This window comes from Melissococcus plutonius ATCC 35311 (genome assembly GCF_000270185.1).
Classification (GTDB): Bacteria; Bacillota; Bacilli; order Lactobacillales; family Enterococcaceae; genus Melissococcus; species Melissococcus plutonius.
In genome coordinates this window covers 1,095,488-1,110,863 of sequence record NC_015516.1, presented here as the reverse complement: position 1 = coordinate 1,110,863, position 15,376 = coordinate 1,095,488, and the positions used below count along the sequence as shown (strand labels likewise).

General features: G+C 29.9%; 15 protein-coding genes, 1 tRNA gene and 2 pseudogenes. 7 read left to right on the top strand and 11 right to left on the bottom strand.

The genetic code is table 11. The annotated features are described in order from the left end of the window. Nucleotides 1-128: 128 nt before the first annotated feature. Nucleotides 129-317, bottom strand: a complete 189-nt coding sequence (locus MPTP_RS04685) for a hypothetical protein (RefSeq protein WP_013773939.1) — start codon at nucleotides 315-317, stop codon at nucleotides 129-131. An 888-nt stretch (nucleotides 318-1,205) separates the two neighbouring features. Here MPTP_RS04685 and MPTP_RS04680 point away from each other — a divergent pair. Beyond that, the gene (locus tag MPTP_RS04680) at nucleotides 1,206-1,466 is read left to right on the top strand and encodes a hypothetical protein (protein WP_013773938.1); all 261 of its coding nucleotides are present in this window, start codon (nucleotides 1,206-1,208) and stop codon (nucleotides 1,464-1,466) included. Between the two features lie 8 nt (nucleotides 1,467-1,474). After that, a complete protein-coding gene (locus MPTP_RS10370; protein WP_080580440.1) occupies nucleotides 1,475-1,642 on the top strand; it encodes a DUF4352 domain-containing protein in 168 nt (55 codons plus the stop codon). A 183-nt stretch (nucleotides 1,643-1,825) separates the two neighbouring features. Here MPTP_RS10370 and MPTP_RS04675 read toward each other — a convergent pair. The 3 genes from MPTP_RS04675 to rpsP all read right to left on the bottom strand — a co-directional run bounded on the left by MPTP_RS04675 (nucleotide 1,826) and on the right by rpsP (nucleotide 2,653). After that, nucleotides 1,826-1,912: transfer RNA gene (locus MPTP_RS04675), tRNA-Ser, on the bottom strand. A 203-nt stretch (nucleotides 1,913-2,115) separates the two neighbouring features. Continuing rightward, nucleotides 2,116-2,367 (bottom strand): KH domain-containing protein, encoded by a 252-nt coding sequence (locus tag MPTP_RS04670; protein ID WP_013773937.1) that lies wholly within the window; start codon nucleotides 2,365-2,367, stop codon nucleotides 2,116-2,118. Nucleotides 2,368-2,377: 10 nt separating this feature from the next. Beyond that, nucleotides 2,378-2,653, bottom strand: a complete 276-nt coding sequence (gene rpsP / locus MPTP_RS04665; RefSeq protein ID WP_013773936.1) for a 30S ribosomal protein S16 — start codon at nucleotides 2,651-2,653, stop codon at nucleotides 2,378-2,380. A 267-nt stretch (nucleotides 2,654-2,920) separates the two neighbouring features. On the opposite strand from rpsP, the gene MPTP_RS04660 reads away from it, so the two are divergent. Beyond that, nucleotides 2,921-3,490 carry an NADPH-dependent FMN reductase gene (locus tag MPTP_RS04660; RefSeq protein WP_013773935.1) on the top strand — a complete coding sequence of 190 codons (570 nt, stop codon included), beginning with the start codon at nucleotides 2,921-2,923 and terminating at the stop codon, nucleotides 3,488-3,490. Nucleotides 3,491-3,603: 113 nt separating this feature from the next. Here MPTP_RS04660 and ffh read toward each other — a convergent pair. Together ffh and MPTP_RS04650 are read right to left on the bottom strand one after the other, a co-directional pair. Beyond that, nucleotides 3,604-5,018: pseudogene (gene ffh, locus MPTP_RS04655) on the bottom strand (signal recognition particle protein). Between the two features lie 4 nt (nucleotides 5,019-5,022). Next, nucleotides 5,023-5,361, bottom strand: a complete 339-nt coding sequence (locus tag MPTP_RS04650; RefSeq protein WP_013773934.1) for a putative DNA-binding protein — start codon at nucleotides 5,359-5,361, stop codon at nucleotides 5,023-5,025. A 531-nt stretch (nucleotides 5,362-5,892) separates the two neighbouring features. Between MPTP_RS04650 and rimM the strand changes: the two genes are divergently transcribed. From rimM to rplS, 3 genes are all read left to right on the top strand, one after another. After that, entirely contained in the window at nucleotides 5,893-6,417 is a 525-nt protein-coding gene (rimM, locus tag MPTP_RS04645; protein WP_015694957.1) for a ribosome maturation factor RimM, read from the top strand. Beyond that, entirely contained in the window at nucleotides 6,407-7,150 is a 744-nt protein-coding gene (gene trmD / locus MPTP_RS04640) for a tRNA (guanosine(37)-N1)-methyltransferase TrmD (protein ID WP_013773932.1), read from the top strand. The genes rimM and trmD overlap by 11 nt, the downstream gene beginning before the upstream one ends. Before the next feature lie 132 nt (nucleotides 7,151-7,282). After that, a complete protein-coding gene (gene rplS, locus MPTP_RS04635; RefSeq protein ID WP_013773931.1) occupies nucleotides 7,283-7,630 on the top strand; it encodes a 50S ribosomal protein L19 in 348 nt (115 codons plus the stop codon). A gap of 944 nt (nucleotides 7,631-8,574) precedes the next feature. Here the strand turns inward: rplS and MPTP_RS04630 are convergent. The 5 genes from MPTP_RS04630 to MPTP_RS04610 all read right to left on the bottom strand — a co-directional run bounded on the left by MPTP_RS04630 (nucleotide 8,575) and on the right by MPTP_RS04610 (nucleotide 12,981). Further along, the gene (locus MPTP_RS04630; RefSeq protein WP_013773930.1) at nucleotides 8,575-9,087 is read right to left on the bottom strand and encodes a hypothetical protein; all 513 of its coding nucleotides are present in this window, start codon (nucleotides 9,085-9,087) and stop codon (nucleotides 8,575-8,577) included. 10 nt (nucleotides 9,088-9,097) lie between these two features. After that, nucleotides 9,098-9,949: an ATP-binding cassette domain-containing protein gene (locus tag MPTP_RS04625; RefSeq protein ID WP_041363543.1), complete on the bottom strand. Its 852-nt coding sequence runs from the start codon at nucleotides 9,947-9,949 to the stop codon at nucleotides 9,098-9,100. Between the two features lie 30 nt (nucleotides 9,950-9,979). Beyond that, nucleotides 9,980-10,366, bottom strand: a complete 387-nt coding sequence (locus MPTP_RS04620) for a DUF3021 family protein (RefSeq protein ID WP_041363478.1) — start codon at nucleotides 10,364-10,366, stop codon at nucleotides 9,980-9,982. 149 nt (nucleotides 10,367-10,515) lie between these two features. Beyond that, nucleotides 10,516-10,971 carry a LytTR family DNA-binding domain-containing protein gene (locus MPTP_RS04615; RefSeq protein ID WP_013773928.1) on the bottom strand — a complete coding sequence of 152 codons (456 nt, stop codon included), beginning with the start codon at nucleotides 10,969-10,971 and terminating at the stop codon, nucleotides 10,516-10,518. A 654-nt stretch (nucleotides 10,972-11,625) separates the two neighbouring features. Continuing rightward, nucleotides 11,626-12,981: an Nramp family divalent metal transporter gene (locus MPTP_RS04610; RefSeq protein WP_013773927.1), complete on the bottom strand. Its 1,356-nt coding sequence runs from the start codon at nucleotides 12,979-12,981 to the stop codon at nucleotides 11,626-11,628. Between the two features lie 352 nt (nucleotides 12,982-13,333). Between MPTP_RS04610 and MPTP_RS04605 the strand changes: the two are divergent. Beyond that, a pseudogene (locus MPTP_RS04605) lies at nucleotides 13,334-15,137 on the top strand (glycerophosphoryl diester phosphodiesterase membrane domain-containing protein). Nucleotides 15,138-15,376 lie beyond the last annotated feature (239 nt).

Genomic DNA, 15,376 nt, shown 5'->3' with positions numbered 1-15,376 from the left:
AACCTTTCAAATGGTTAATTGTTTTTTCATTAATATTCATTGAAACAAACAAAAATAGTTGTACACCATTTTTATTTAAACTACGATTTACATATTCAGAGATTTATTTATCTATCTGTGTTAACTAATTATTGATTAAGTACATCTAGTACCTGTGTGTAGGCATCTATTTGTGCATATAAACGTTGAATTTGAATTTCATTTTCAACATAATTAATCGAATTCCCTAAATCTTCTTGACGTTTATCTTCTAGACGTTCTACTTCCTTCTTAGCATCCATTGATAGTTTATTTACTTGATTTATCTTTTCTGACATTTTTAAGTCCTCCTCATTCATTCTTTGTACATAGCATACCGCTATTTTCTTTATGATACAAAAATTATGCGTTTGATGAATTGTTAGCTTTGTACCTAACTATAATTTTTTAATCAGACTAGCAATTAAGCAGATTTATTAACTGCAAATTTTTGTTTAACTATGCATTTAATCTCCAACATATCAAATAAGCATTTAAAATCTTTTATTAGTAATTTACTATAAATATAACTAAATGTTTTTACCATGTTTAATAGTTATCCACCTGTTTAACTATTTATTTGATTTTTCAAACGAACTTTTCATTGTTTATCTTTACAAAGCGACTATTTCTCAACTTTTAAATAATTCTTTTTTAACTGATTAAGATTATTTCATCAATCCATTCTATAATTTTTGCTATGATGGTATATTTGTTAAAATTATAGAAATTTTAATACAATGAATACATCTAAATTCAGTCTCAATAAATTTATTCATTATTTATAATTAGATTTCAATTTTTTAAGAAACAATTTTTCGGTACTTTTAAGATCCCATCATTCTATCAAAATCATTATGCTTGCTTTATAGTCACATTGTTTAACAACTTAATGGATCAACTAAACAACTCGATTATTAACTGTTCAATTACTTATTTTATTTTTAATTTTTAGAGATTTTGTATTTACAAAAAGACAAATTTTATATATATTTATAGTTATCCAGTTAGAAAAAATAAATTGATTATAATATTTATCGTAATCAGGAAGCGTTTTCTTTAAAATAACTAGTTCTATTTTGTATTCATAAAACGATTTACCTTTTAAATTTTCCTATCTTCACCGCATATTTATGAATACAACCTAAATTCCTATACCTAATTATTATAAAAGATAAGGAGTATTTATGAAAAAAATTATTAGTTTAAGTATGGTATTAACGTTTGGAATGTTACTTTCTGCATGTGGATCAAGCAAAGATGCTGCCAAATCTCAAGAATCAACGAATTCTAGTCATCCAATAAAAAATGAAAAAAAGGCTGCTAAGAAAAAGATTCCTAAGACTGTCACCAGTTCAGACTTTGTAAAATCAGCAGATGAAGCCAGCTTTGATGGTAAGGTCCTAAAAGGAAATACCTATACCATCAAAATGCAACAGAACCATTAAAAGCTGCTATATTATCAGATAATAAATATCAAGCTTCTGAGAATGTTGATGTTAAACCAGGCAATATTGTTTCTAATATAATAGCGTATGAATTAACAGATGCAAAAACACCAGTGACATTAACAGCAGCAAGTATGGGAACTGTATTTGGCGAAACTGAATTTGCCATAAAATAGAATATTGCGATTATTTCCTAGTAATCAAAAAGTTCAGCGCTCATTACCTGTATATTCCAGAAAAGAGAAAGCTTAAAAAGATCAACCAAATGACTGATTATATTATTTCTGGATTAATGTTTTGGTCAAAATAAAAAGGTCCTTAGAAACGTTAATTTCTAAGGACCAAGGTAATAAGGTGTAAGGAAGGTACAGGATTTGAACCTGCGCGCCGATATTATCGGTTCGCCGGATTTCGAGTCCGGTGCATTACCACTCTGCCAACCTTCCATGTCATTCTACTTTATTTTTCATCTTTTTAATTTATTTGTCAAGTGCTATTTTAGGATAAGTTTCACCAACAGTCATGTTTATTATTTTTATTCTCTAGATCAATAAATAGATGAATTAATTTATGTAATCGAGTTAAACATTATCTTTTCAAGATAATAAAAAGAGTACAAACAGTTTTCATCGTCTATACCCTTTTCCTGTTAATTATCGGTACTTATAATATTTAGACGAATTTTTTTTGTACCATTAATTGGCACACTATAAATGATTGTTCGGATAGCTTTTATAATTCGCCCTTGTTTCCCAATAATATGTCCCATATCCTCGGGTGTCATTTTTAAATTATATTCAAGGAAAGATTGAGTTTCCTCTACAGTCAACTCAATCAAATTTGGGTGATTTACTAATGGACGAACAATAGTTAAGATTAATTCCTTTACATCTACTGTCATCTTAATCCCCTTATTTCTTTGTATATTTTGCTTCATGGTGTTTTTTCATAATGCCTTCTTTAGACAAAATATTACGTACTGTATCAGAAGGTTGTGCACCTTTAGATAACCAATCTAAAACTGATTCTTCTTTTAATACTACTTCTGCTGGATCCTTTAAAGGATTATATGTACCAACAGTTTCTATAAAACGTCCATCACGTGGAGAACGAGAATCTGCAACTACAATACGATAAAATGGATTTTTTTTAGCTCCCATACGTTTTAAGCGAATTTTTACTGCCATTGTTTTACACCTCCATTAACTTTTTCACATTTATTAGTTTATCAGATTTAGCAAATACTGTAAAGACTTTTTTCTTGACACCTTAAAATAAATTTTTATTTTATTTATTGGCTACCGAGAATGATATATTGAAATTAAGAATGTTTTTATTTAAATATCAACCTATTTTATTTAAAAGACAGGGAGTGACGCTTTCTGTTTTCTAGATTGCCTATTTCTATCTAAATAATAGGAGGAGTATTATAATAAATAATAGAAATAAAATGAATGGAGGCAGGAATTTATGCAGAAAAAATTGGTTTTCTTGTAGGAAGCTTAAGAAAAGGATCTTATAGTAAACAAATTGCGCAGGCAGTTGCTAAACTTTTACCTCAAGATTATACCCCAGTATTTGTTGATCTGAGTCATTTAGAAATATATAATCAAGATTTAGACGATGACTCCATGCCTACAGAGGCTTGGAAAACATTCAGAAAAGAAATCAGGCAATTAGACGGTATTATTTTTGTGACACCAGAGTATAATCGCTCTGTTCCTCCTCTTTTGAAAAATGCTTTAGACGTTGGTTCACGTCCATTTGGAAAAAACGCTTGGGATAACAAGCCTGCATTAGTTATCAGTGTAGCTCCAGGAGCAATCGGAGGCTTTGGTGCCAATCATCATTTAAGACAATCACTGGTCTTTGTAAAAGTTCCAACACTACAACAACCTGAAGCTTATATCTGTAATGTAACAAACCTGTTAGGTGAAGACGGCACTGTTGCCAAAAACACCCTAGATTTTTTAAAAACTATTATAAATGCTTATATCGACTTTTTTGAAAAATTAACTAAATGAAAAACAACTAATAATAAAATAGCACCCTACTATTATTTTCTAGCAAGGATGCTATTTTATTATTAGTTGGAAAAAATGAATGTAAAAAGTGAATGTCATGAATTAAATTCATTTTATTTCTTTTTCTTCTTCTTTTTCTTTTTCTTCATCATACGATTGACAGCCATTTTTCCAAGTTTTCCCTTAATACCGCCACCAAGCATTTGATCCATACCAGGAATGTTCATATTTCCTTTAGACATCTGTTGCATCATTTTTTGTGATTCCTTAAATTGTTTAATCATACGATTTACTTCTATTACGCTATTTCCAGATCCAGCTGCAATTCGTCTGCGTCTACTTGGATTCAATAAGTCAGGATTTTCCCTTTCAGCAGGCGTCATTGAAAACACGATTGCTCGTTTGCGTTCAATATCTTTAGGATCTACCTTAATATTATCCATTCCGGGCATATTATTCATGCCAGGAATCATTTTAACCAAATCTTCAAGGGGACCCATTCCCATTACTTGATCAAGTTGTTCGATAAAATCATTGAAATTAAAACGATTTTCATTCATTTTCTTAGCAAGTTCTTCTGCCTTTTTTTCATCATAATCTTGCTGTGCTTTTTCAATTAAAGTCAGCATGTCACCCATACCTAAAATACGGCTTGACATACGATCAGGATGAAAGACTTCTAAGTCTGTTAGCTTCTCGCCTGAACCAACATATTTAATAGGCGCTCCAGTAACTGCCCGTATGGATAGTGCAGCTCCACCTCTTGTATCACTATCTAATTTAGTGATTACCACTCCTGTAATGCCTAATTGTTGATTAAAACTTTCAGCAACATTTACTGCATCTTGTCCTGTCATGGCATCGACAACGAGCAAAATCTCATTAGGTTGTGCTAATTCTTTAATTTGCTTTAATTCATCCATTAATGCTTCATCAATATGCAAACGTCCAGCTGTATCAATCAAGACATAGTCATTTTTTTTTCTTTTGCTAGAGCTATTCCCTGACGAACAATTTCAACTGGATTGATTTCTGTTCCTTTATCAAAAACCGGAACATCTAATTGTTGGCCTAATACCTTTAATTGTTCAATGGCTGCTGGCCGATAAACATCAGCAGCAATCATTAATGGACGAGCATTTTCCTGTTTAATCAAATAGTTAGCTAGTTTTCCAGTAAAAGTTGTTTTCCCTGCACCTTGTAAACCAGCCATCATAATAATTGTTGGGATTTTAGGTGCTTTATTTAACCCAACAGCTTCAGAGCCTAATGTTTTAGTTAATTCTTCATCGACTATTTTTACAATTTGCTGTGCAGGTGTTAAGCTCTCTAGTACTTCCGTTCCTACTGCCCGCTCACGTACACGTTTAACAAAATCTTTTATAACTTGTAGATTTACATCTGCTTCAAGTAAAGCTAAGCGGATTTCTCTCATCATTTCTTTTACGTCTGCCTCTGTTACCTTGCCCTTACGACGTAGTTTTCCCATTGCTTGTTGTAAGCGTTCTGTTAGATTTTCAAAAGCCATTATTTCATTCCTCTACTTCTTGAATTTGTAAAATGTAATTGATTAATGCCTGATCTTTTGGATAGGTCTCTTTTATGTAAATAGTTAATTGATCTAGAATATCTCTTCTTACTATATAATTAGAATATAGATGTAGTTTCCGTTCATATTCTTCTAAAATTTTTTCTGTTCGTTTAATATTATCATAAACGGCTTGACGACTGACTTGGTATTCTTCTGCAATTTCACCCAATGAAAAATCATCTGCATAGTATAGCTCAATATAATTCATCTGTTTTTCTGTTAATAATGTCGCATAAAATTCAAATAATGCATTCATACGATTTGTCTTTTCAATTTCCATACTAAATACCCCAATCTTCAACACTTTCTAGGTTATCGATTTTGCTAAAAATAGTCAACACTTCAAATCGATTTTCAAAAATTTTTCTTGATGCAGCTGGTTTTTAAAAACAATCATTATAGATAAATAGTATGCAAATTGCCATTTCTTTACTTAGAAATACGAGTAACAAAGATTGAAAAAATGTCTATTCATTTTTTGGTTTTTACTGAAACAAAACTTTTCATAATATACGTCTACTAGTAATGAATTGTCCTATAGCAAAATTACAGGAAATGTATAGGATATTATTTTTGTCACTACCTTTTATTATACCATGATTTCTTATGCTTGTGCGAATTCAAATAAATTTCTCTATCAAGAATTAACCCCTATAACTTTTTTAATTTACCAAACTTTTTACTTTTCTTAATCAAATAGACACTTCTTTTCATTATTTTTAATTAATAGTATAACTAGTTAGGTAAAGATAGTAATTCAGGCATAAAAATGCTAAAATAAAACAGATAATGAAAGAAATGGGGATTCATGGTGACAGAATACTTAAATGTTGGAAAAATCGTTAATACACAAGGAATTAAAGGCGAGGTACGGGTCATCTCACAAACTGATTTCCCAGAAGAACGCTATAAAAGAGGCGCAAAATTAACTTTATTTAATAAAGATAAAGAACCAATTGAATTAGTTATAAAATCACATCGAAAGCATAAAAACTTTGATATTTTAAGTTTTGAAAATCATCCATCAATCAATGACGTAGAGAATTATCGTGATGGTATTCTTAAAGTCAAAAAAAGTCAATTAAGTGATCTACCTGAAAATGAATTTTATTATCATGAAATTATTGGATTAACTGTCATTGATGATCAAGGACAGAAAATTGGTCATATTAAAGAAATCCTTTCACCCGGCGCTAACGATGTTTGGGTAGTAAAGCAAAATGATGGAACGGAGCTTTTATTACCTTATATTGATTCGGTTATCCAATCCGTTGACCTAACAAATAAGAGTGTGCAGGTCATAATTCCAGAAGGACTCATTGATGATGAGAATTGATATATTAACCTTATTCCCAAGAATGTTTGAAGGCCCACTTGGTGAATCCATTATTGGTAAGGCTGTAGATAAAGAATTATTAAATATTCATATCTCTAATTTCAGAGAATTTTCAGACAATAAGCATCAAACAGTAGATGACTATCCTTATGGTGGTGGTGCCGGCATGTTACTAAAAGTGCAGCCAGTTTATGATAACTTACAAGAGATTAAACAAGAAACACCACATATAAAAAAACGAATCATTTTATTGGATCCTGCAGGTACACCCTTTGATCAAACCATGGCTGAGGAGTTCGCAAAAGAGGAACAATTAATTTTTATTTGTGGTCACTACGAAGGCTACGATGAACGTATCCGTTCCTTAGTCACTGATGAAGTTTCTTTGGGTGATTACGTTTTAACAGGTGGTGAATTAGGTGCCATGGTAATGATTGATGCAACTGTCCGTTTATTGCCCAGTGTATTAGGAAATGATCTATCTGCTCAAACAGACTCTTATAGTACAGGTTTGCTTGAACACCCTCAATATACACGACCTGCTAACTTTAATGATATGTCAGTACCAGAAGTATTAACAAATGGCAATCATCGTCTCATCGCTAACTGGCAAAAAAAAGAATCTTTACGACGTACCTACCTAAGACGTCCCGATTTATTAACAAATTTCAAATTAACGGAAGAAGATCGACAATTATTGGATGAAATTATCGCTGAAGAGGACAAAGAATAGTTCATAAAAATTTCTTTACAAGTGATTATTATTTATGGTAGACTAATTTGGTGGGTATTATCCCCAACGATTACAATGTTCCGCTGTGAAAGAGAATTCATAAGAACATTTGGAAATAAGGAGAAAATTAATATGAATCCATTAATTCAAGAATTGACACAAGAACAATTACGTACTGATATTCCAGCTTTTCGTCCTGGTGATACTGTACGTGTCCATGCCAAAGTTGTTGAGGGTACTCGTGAACGTATCCAAATATTTGAAGGTGTAGTTATTAAACGCCGTGGCGCTGGTATCAGCGAAACTTATACCGTTCGTAAAATATCTAATGGTATTGGTGTTGAACGTACTTTCCCATTACACACACCACGTGTTGCCCAAATTGAAGTTGTTCGTTATGGTAAAGTTCGTCGTGCAAAACTTTATTACCTACGCGCACTTCACGGAAAAGCTGCACGTATCAAAGAAATTCGCCGCTAAGCGATAATACAACTATTTTAGTAGTTGAAAGCAGAAAAGAATCCTTGTTGAACAAGGATTCTTTTCTTTTGTTTAAACGCCCGTATTGATAAAAGTATTTTAAATAATTTCTATACTAGATCAATTTCTTCTTTTTTCTATCGGAAATTATCAATCCAAATACAATAATGCCTTGCAGGGAATCTTGTAAAGATTAATTTTTTTAAACATTCCTCAAATTATTGATAAATATGTGATTAAAATGAACAAAAAAGCTCCTTTATAAAATAAACTGCTTGAAAAGATTCCATTATTCATTGAATCAGAAGTTTTCTTCACTTCTCTTTTTAGTAGGTTTAGTATTCAAAGATTTATTAATTGCTATTTTTAATGTTATGCACTATAAAACAACCTATCAGATTATACTGAAAAAATATATTTAAAATAAACAATTAGCTTTTAAATAATTCTCAATTTGTAGGGTCATCTTTCTTCCTCTCTAAATTTTGATAAAAATCTTAAATAGTCCGAATTTTCTGTATTTTTTATCTTGATATTTCGATATCTTTCTAACTAATTATTCTATTCTTATTTTCTAAAATGAAATCTCAATGCATTTGAACACAATATACAAAAAACTAATGTAGCCATTTGCATATTAACAGAATAGGTTATAACAACAATATGAGATAGAAAATGCTACAAATTACATGTATATTATTTTTTTATTCTAAACCTTTCTCTCCTCATTTTTTAATTGAATAAATATTTGCAATACAAAATAATAAAATCGTAAAAACCATAAAAACAATTAAATGTATGAATACATTAGACATATCAAAGCTTGTTGTCGTCCAATGCTTTGCCAGCTCTATCCTGAAAGAGTTGAAAGGAATAAAATCTGATATTTTTTTCATTATTCCTGTAAATTCAAAACTACCAATTGTACCAGTGAGGATAGCAATTCAAAAATAGGCAACCATGGCAATTCCTTGTACAGTATTAAATCCCTTAAAAAACCAAGCAATAGTAAATGCTAAAAAATAAAAAGAAATAGTAACTATTAAAATTCCAAAGATCATTAATAATAAGGCGGCTAAACTAGGAACAGGTAAAGGAAGAACAACTTGTAGTACCAGAAAATAGAGAAGACAAATACCATTAACCATAAAAAGGATTGAAATAAACTTTGCAAACAGTTGTTTCAGTTTTGTATAACCGAATAAAGAAAACCGTATAGATATTTCTTCCTCAATATCTTTAGCAAAAGCGATCGTAAAAGGCAGCATAACTAATCCCAATGGTATCATTGGCAGACACATTGTAAAAGTCATTTCTGCCAGCTCCCTATTTTGTTCTATATCATTGGAGGCGTGACAATCACCTATAGCTAGCATTAATGGTAATAATCCACCAACAATTATCCCAATACTATATCCAAAGGTATTTTTCAATTCAAATTCGATGTAATGTTTCATCTCACTTCTCCTAACATTTTTTACTTTGACTAATAGCATTCAAATAAATAAGTTCAACGTTGTTATTTGAAATGGAAAATTTTCTTCCTGAACTGGCTAATACTTTAATTACTTCCTCTTCTGCTGTTTTGCTGGAAAAAGAAAAAGCTTGTTTTCCTTTCTTACTGATAATTTGTCTGCCTGTTGGAAGGGTGAGTTTTTTCCTGTCTCCTTCAACGATAATTGTTGAATAGCCAATGTATTTTTTAAACAACTCTTTAACTCTACCAAAATCGATTAAACTACCTTTATTAATAATTAGTAATTTATTCGCTAATTTTTCAATTTCATCAAAATAATGTGTGACTAACAAAAGTGTGGCATTTTTTCCTAAATACCATTCTTGAATTTTCTCCATTAATCTATTACGTGCCTCAAAATCTAAACCTGCTGTCATTTCATCAAAGCAAGTTAGAGAAGCATCTTGATATAAAACCATGATCAACGTTAATTTTTGTTTTTGGCCACCAGACAATTGTGTTACTTTCTTCTTTAACAGACTTTGAAATTCAAAATATTCGATCAATGCCATTAGCTTGTCGTCTTTTTTTAGTTTAGTTTTCAACAATCCTTCCATAATCGTTTGACAAGTCAAAACATTGGGATAAGGATTTTCCTGTAAATGAACAGCAATATTTTTCGGTTTTTTTATATATCCAGTATAGGTTACCTGATTCGTAATCGCTTTTATCAAGGTTGATTTTCCTGCTCTATTAGGCCCTAGAATGCCAACAATATCATCTTCTTGAATATTCATTTCACCCTGTAGATCCAATGCTATAACATCTTTATACTTAACTTGAAGATTCTGAATTTTTAACATCATCTTTCCCCTTCTAATCTATCTAGTAGATTATGATTTATCTCTCTGATTTTTCTTCAAATCGTGGTTTAACTCTCTAACAATTAATTTATTTTGAAATATTACAACACTATATGCAACAAAATAGACAACTGCAATACTCAAAATTAAATGGGTGAAATTTTGAATAGGATAATTAATTCGATATAAAATACAGACAAAAAGTGTGATTACACTATAGTGAATGATTAAGGAGGTTAAAAAACTGATTCTTTCAACTTCAAAGATACTAGTTGTAACTCCTGTAAATATAGAAATCAAAAAAACCATGGTAATCGTTTTATGAGTTACAACTGTTGAACCATTGAAATAAATAAGAGCTAAATAAATAAATGAGCCCATGCCTAAACTTGATGCTATTTTTGTGCGCCATTTCATTTTTGAATCCTCCCATTATCTTTTTTAAAACTTTTAGGCAGCAAACAACTAGTTAACTATCATAGACTTAACTAGTTGTATACTACTTCACTTTTCGTAAAAATTACATATAAAAATACACAAGTGGTTATTTTTAATACATAAGTGGTTTAATTACTCAGAGCTTTTAAGGTCTTTTTTAAATTTGGAACATAACGTCTACTAATCATTAAATTTTCATGACTTGTTATTTTTAAAATAAAGTTCCCATTCTTTTTTGCGTAAAATTTTTCAATAGATAAAGAATTTACGACCGTATTTTTTGAAATCTGTATAAATTCTTCTGGTAATAGTTTAATAAAATTTGAAAGTGAATCTTTAATAAAAAGAATGTTCTCATTTGTATAAAAAAATATTTTTCGCTCTAAATATTCCAAATATAGAATATCTAAAATTTTTAACTGAACATATTCTTTGGAATCAATATTCTGTGCAACAATTGTATAATTACTTTCTTTTAAAAGACTAATTGCTTTTTCTATAGAGGGTGTTACTTGGAAAATATTAAATATGGCTGATTCTTTACTATCTAATTTTTCTAAAATTCTATTTATTGTAATTTTCATTCTCTATTCATCTCTTTCTATTAATAGGCAAGTTATGACACTATTTTAAAATAGATTTTATTCATTCACTAGCTCAATTGGTTATTTTCTTGTTGATTATCTGATTATAAATAAATACAGATGAAGATATTTTCAAGTAATGGTTTATTTATTTAGCTCTCTTATTATTTATTGAAGGGCAAATTTTCGTATCTTCTTCATTCAAAGAATATAATTTAAGATGTTGAGATTCCTGTACTACATTAGTATGCTGCCAATTACCAATGAGTTACACACTTTTTATTATACCGATTAAAAACAATAATTTTTTATATTTTTAAATCAATCAGTATAAAAAACCATTGTTTTTAAACAATGGTTTTTTATACTGGTTTTATTTTTAACTTATCTTAAATCTTTTTCTCAACTTAGGGAGATGACCTTCATGAATTGAAACTTTATATTTTTCTCTTAATATAGTAACTTTTGTTTTGATAAACTATCATTAACACCCATACACTCAAAATAAATTTATTTTAAAACAGGTTGTTACTCTATAAACGAATGGGATTTCTTAACTTATGATTGTATAACTTATTTATCTTTTTAATAAGGAATTCATCTAAAATACTTAGGAATCAAAACGGATAATTGTTCATTAGCTTCATCGTTTATTTAAAACAGGGTTTGATAAACCAAAAATAAGTTTAAGATGGTTAAAATAATGGTAATAATCCAGGCTAAAATGCTTACCCATAACGGATTGACAAACCTGCCCATTAATTTTTTATCACTGGTATAGATTGTTAATGGAATAATTGAAATAGGTAAAGCAATACTTAAGAAAACTTGTGTGTATAATAACAAGTCTTCTACTGCAGATTCTTTATTTCCATAAATTATTACACAAATAATTACAGGAATAATCGCAAGCAACCGAGTCATAACACGACGCATCCAAAGTGGCATTTTTAAATGAATAAATCCTTCCATGACAATTTGTCCTGATAACGTTCCTGTAATTGTTGAATTTTGACCAGAGGCTAACAAAGCAATTGCGAATAACATACTTAGGAAAGGACTGGCAATCTTTCCGACAATAGATGGATTTTTTAATGCATCATACAAATCTACAAATTTTCCTAATTCACTATTTTTTCCATAAAATAAGGCTGCTCCCAAAATTAATAATAAACAATTAACGATAAAAGCAAGAAATAATTGTAGATTAGAATCCCAAATTGTAAAACGAATCGCCTTAGCGATTTCTTGCTCATTTTTTCTATCAAACATCCTAGCCTGTGAAATAGAAGAATGTAGATACAGATTATGTGGCATAACCGTGGCACCAACAATACCTAAAGCCAAAAATAAGGTAGATTGGTTTGTAGCAATTTTAGTATTCGGAATAAAACCCATGAATAATTCTTTTATATTGGGATTTGCTAAAATCACTTCATAGGCAAATACAAAAAAAACAATGGTAATCAAACTAACAACAATCACTTCAATTTTTCGAAATCCTAATTTGGTTAAAAACAGCAAAAGTAAGACATCAAATGCTGTAATTAATACACCCAATAACAAAGGAAACCCGAATAGTAGCTCTAATGCAACCGCCCCACCAATAATTTCAGCAATATCTGTTGCCATAATGGCTAATTCTGTAATTATCCACAAAACAAAGCCTAATTTTTTACTTGTATGTGCTCTAGTTGCCTGTGCTAAATCATGACCCGTAACAATGCCCAACTTTGCCGCCATGCTTTGTAATAACATTGCTATCAAACTTGAAAAAAGAATAACACTTAACAAGATATATTTATGTTCTGCTCCTCCAGCAATTGAAGTAATCCAATTTCCAGGATCCATATAGCCAACGGCAACCAATGCTCCCGGTCCACTGTAAGCAAGTAACATTTTAAAAAAGCCAGCATTTTTAGGTACGGCAACTGTATTGTTAATTTCTTCTAAACTTGGTCCATTCGCATAATGGAATAATTTTCCTTTATCTTTTTTTTCTTTGGTCATTCCAATCCCTCAATTGTTTTTTTCATTTAACTAATCTATAGGAAATCGATTCATTTTTCTTAATCATTATTAGTATCGCTTTCTTTTTATTTCTTTTATAATAAATATAGAATTAAAATGAATATATTGATCAAATTGACTAGTAATTGGGTATTTCACTTAGTAGATAAATCTTTCACTTAACCCAAGTATAGCAAACCGATAGATAATTGAGAAAGAATTTACTTCTAATAGATTCATGGCTTGTATAAATAATTTACCAAATTGTATTTTTAATACAATTATTTCATTTTTAACCAATAGATCATTTCATCTGAATTGACTATTTATTCTTGATGTTAGGTGTTGAAAAATGCGTTATTCACAATTAAGTATTTCCCATATTTGTCGGTTTTTAAATGAAGCTCGACTATCTTTTAAAAATGTCCTTTTAATGCATGGTTTTATTTTATTTGTTTTTTTTCCATTGTTATCAAGCTGCACTCGCATTATTTTAAAACATAGCAAAATTCCCTATTTGTCTTATGATTTACTGCCATCTATTATTACTGATCATCCATTTGCTTTGTTTTTTCTCACTCTTTTATTAATTGTCGTTGTTCTAGCTGCTTTTTTTGAGTTTACTTTTTTATTACTAACCGTTTTTTTTATAAAAAAAAAGCAGCCTATTACGGTTTTGCAGCTCATTCATGGAACATTGCTACAAATTAAGAAAATTCGGCCACTTACTTTTTTATTTTTTTTATTTTATTTCTTTTTAATCTTACCAATTAGTTATATAAATTTTCATTCGGATGTTTTAGCTAAAATAAAAATACCTGCTTTTATCCTAGATTTTATTTTTGCTAATCGGGTAATTCTTATCTCTATCTATATACTTTATTATCTAGTTATAACTTATCTTGGTATTCGACTCATTTTTGCATTGCCACAATTAATCTTAGTTCGATCGATTTCATTTTGTCAATCACTCAAAATAAGTTGGAAAAAAACACGTCATCAAACCTGGCGCCTTGTAATTCAAATGTTAGCTATTTGGCTTTTTATTATTCTTCTCTTGCTAATTGCTTCCTTGCTAATTTTTTTAGGGCAGTGGTTTGTTGAACAATTTTTTAGTTCCTATTCATTTATCAGTGCTGTTATTGCAATGACCTTATTGCAATGCCTGTTTTTATTAAATATAGTCTTATCCTCTTTAAGTATTCTCTATATTATTATTGAAAATATGTCGGTGAATCAATTACTTCCAGATTTACCAGAATGGTTCTCAGTGAAAAAAAAGAAAAAGTTTTCTTATACACGAAAAGGAAAAAGTTTGCTATTGATTATGACGTTTCTTTTTAGTATTGGTGTAGTCATCTATAATGCCAATTATCTACGTTCTGCCTCAAAAATTTATCCATTAGCAATTTCTCATCGTGGTGTAAATGGGACTAATGGTGTGCAAAACACCTTACCTGCTCTCATAAGTACCAGTAAAGCAAAACCCAACTATGTAGAAATGGATATTTATGAAACAAAAGACAAGCAATTCGTTGTCATGCATGACTTTGACTTAGACCAGTTAGCTGGGATAAAAAAACGAGTAAACCAGTTAACACTTAAAGAACTACAGGCACTCACCGTTAAGGAAAATGGAAAAACAGCTTCTATTTGTTCATTTGATGACTATTTAAAAACTGCTAAAAATTTGAATCAAAAATTAATCATTGAAATTAAAACAACCAAACAAGACACATCGGATGTAATCGATCTATTTATTAAAAAATATCGAACGATTATTTTGAAGGAACATCATTTTATTCATACATTAACTTATGAAACAGCCATTCAATTGAAACAAAAAGAGCCTCGATTTTATGTTGGCTATATTGTTCCCTTTAATGTTGTGGGACCACCAATTGGGCCAGTTGATTTCTTTTCAATGGAATACAGCACGCTCAACCGAAACTTTATTAATGCCGCCCATGAAGATGGAAAAAAAAGTTTTTGCATGGACGGTAAATGATAAAGCTGGGATGAAACGGTTAATGTTTTATGGGGTTGATGGCATTATGACTGATGAGCTAACGATTTTAAAGAAGACCATGCAGACTGATTTAAAACATCCAACCTACTCTGACAAATTATTTAATTTTGTAATAGGTATTAATTAATTAATCAATTAAAAACTTAGCATACAAACGTTACAATATACGCTCATGCTAAGTTTTTATTATGATTTATAAATAAAGACAATAGAATGATAACCAACAAAGTATTAAAAAATTCTATAAAAAATTAATGGAATCTAACATATAATCCTACTTATCGAATTAATTTACTTGATAGAAACTTTCATCAATATTACATGAAATTTATATTTTTTATTCAAAAAACTATTGCTGAATGGATT

Excerpts from the sequence above, each read along its gene's own strand:
- MPTP_RS04685 (WP_013773939.1), bottom strand. The coding sequence starts at position 317 with ATGTCAGAAAAGATAAATCAAGTAAATAAACTATCAATGGATGCTAAG.
- MPTP_RS04680 (WP_013773938.1), top strand. The coding sequence starts at position 1,206 with ATGAAAAAAATTATTAGTTTAAGTATGGTATTAACGTTTGGAATGTTA.
- MPTP_RS04670 (WP_013773937.1), bottom strand. The coding sequence starts at position 2,367 with ATGACAGTAGATGTAAAGGAATTAATCTTAACTATTGTTCGTCCATTA.
- rpsP (WP_013773936.1), bottom strand. The coding sequence starts at position 2,653 with ATGGCAGTAAAAATTCGCTTAAAACGTATGGGAGCTAAAAAAAATCCA.
- MPTP_RS04660 (WP_013773935.1), top strand. The coding sequence starts at position 2,921 with ATGGAGGCAGGAATTTATGCAGAAAAAATTGGTTTTCTTGTAGGAAGC.
- MPTP_RS04650 (WP_013773934.1), bottom strand. The coding sequence starts at position 5,361 with ATGGAAATTGAAAAGACAAATCGTATGAATGCATTATTTGAATTTTAT.
- trmD (WP_013773932.1), top strand. The coding sequence starts at position 6,407 with ATGAGAATTGATATATTAACCTTATTCCCAAGAATGTTTGAAGGCCCA.
- rplS (WP_013773931.1), top strand. The coding sequence starts at position 7,283 with ATGAATCCATTAATTCAAGAATTGACACAAGAACAATTACGTACTGAT.
- MPTP_RS04630 (WP_013773930.1), bottom strand. The coding sequence starts at position 9,087 with ATGAAACATTACATCGAATTTGAATTGAAAAATACCTTTGGATATAGT.
- MPTP_RS04625 (WP_041363543.1), bottom strand. The coding sequence starts at position 9,949 with ATGTTAAAAATTCAGAATCTTCAAGTTAAGTATAAAGATGTTATAGCA.
- MPTP_RS04620 (WP_041363478.1), bottom strand. The coding sequence starts at position 10,366 with ATGAAATGGCGCACAAAAATAGCATCAAGTTTAGGCATGGGCTCATTT.
- MPTP_RS04615 (WP_013773928.1), bottom strand. The coding sequence starts at position 10,971 with ATGAAAATTACAATAAATAGAATTTTAGAAAAATTAGATAGTAAAGAA.
- MPTP_RS04610 (WP_013773927.1), bottom strand. The coding sequence starts at position 12,981 with ATGACCAAAGAAAAAAAAGATAAAGGAAAATTATTCCATTATGCGAAT.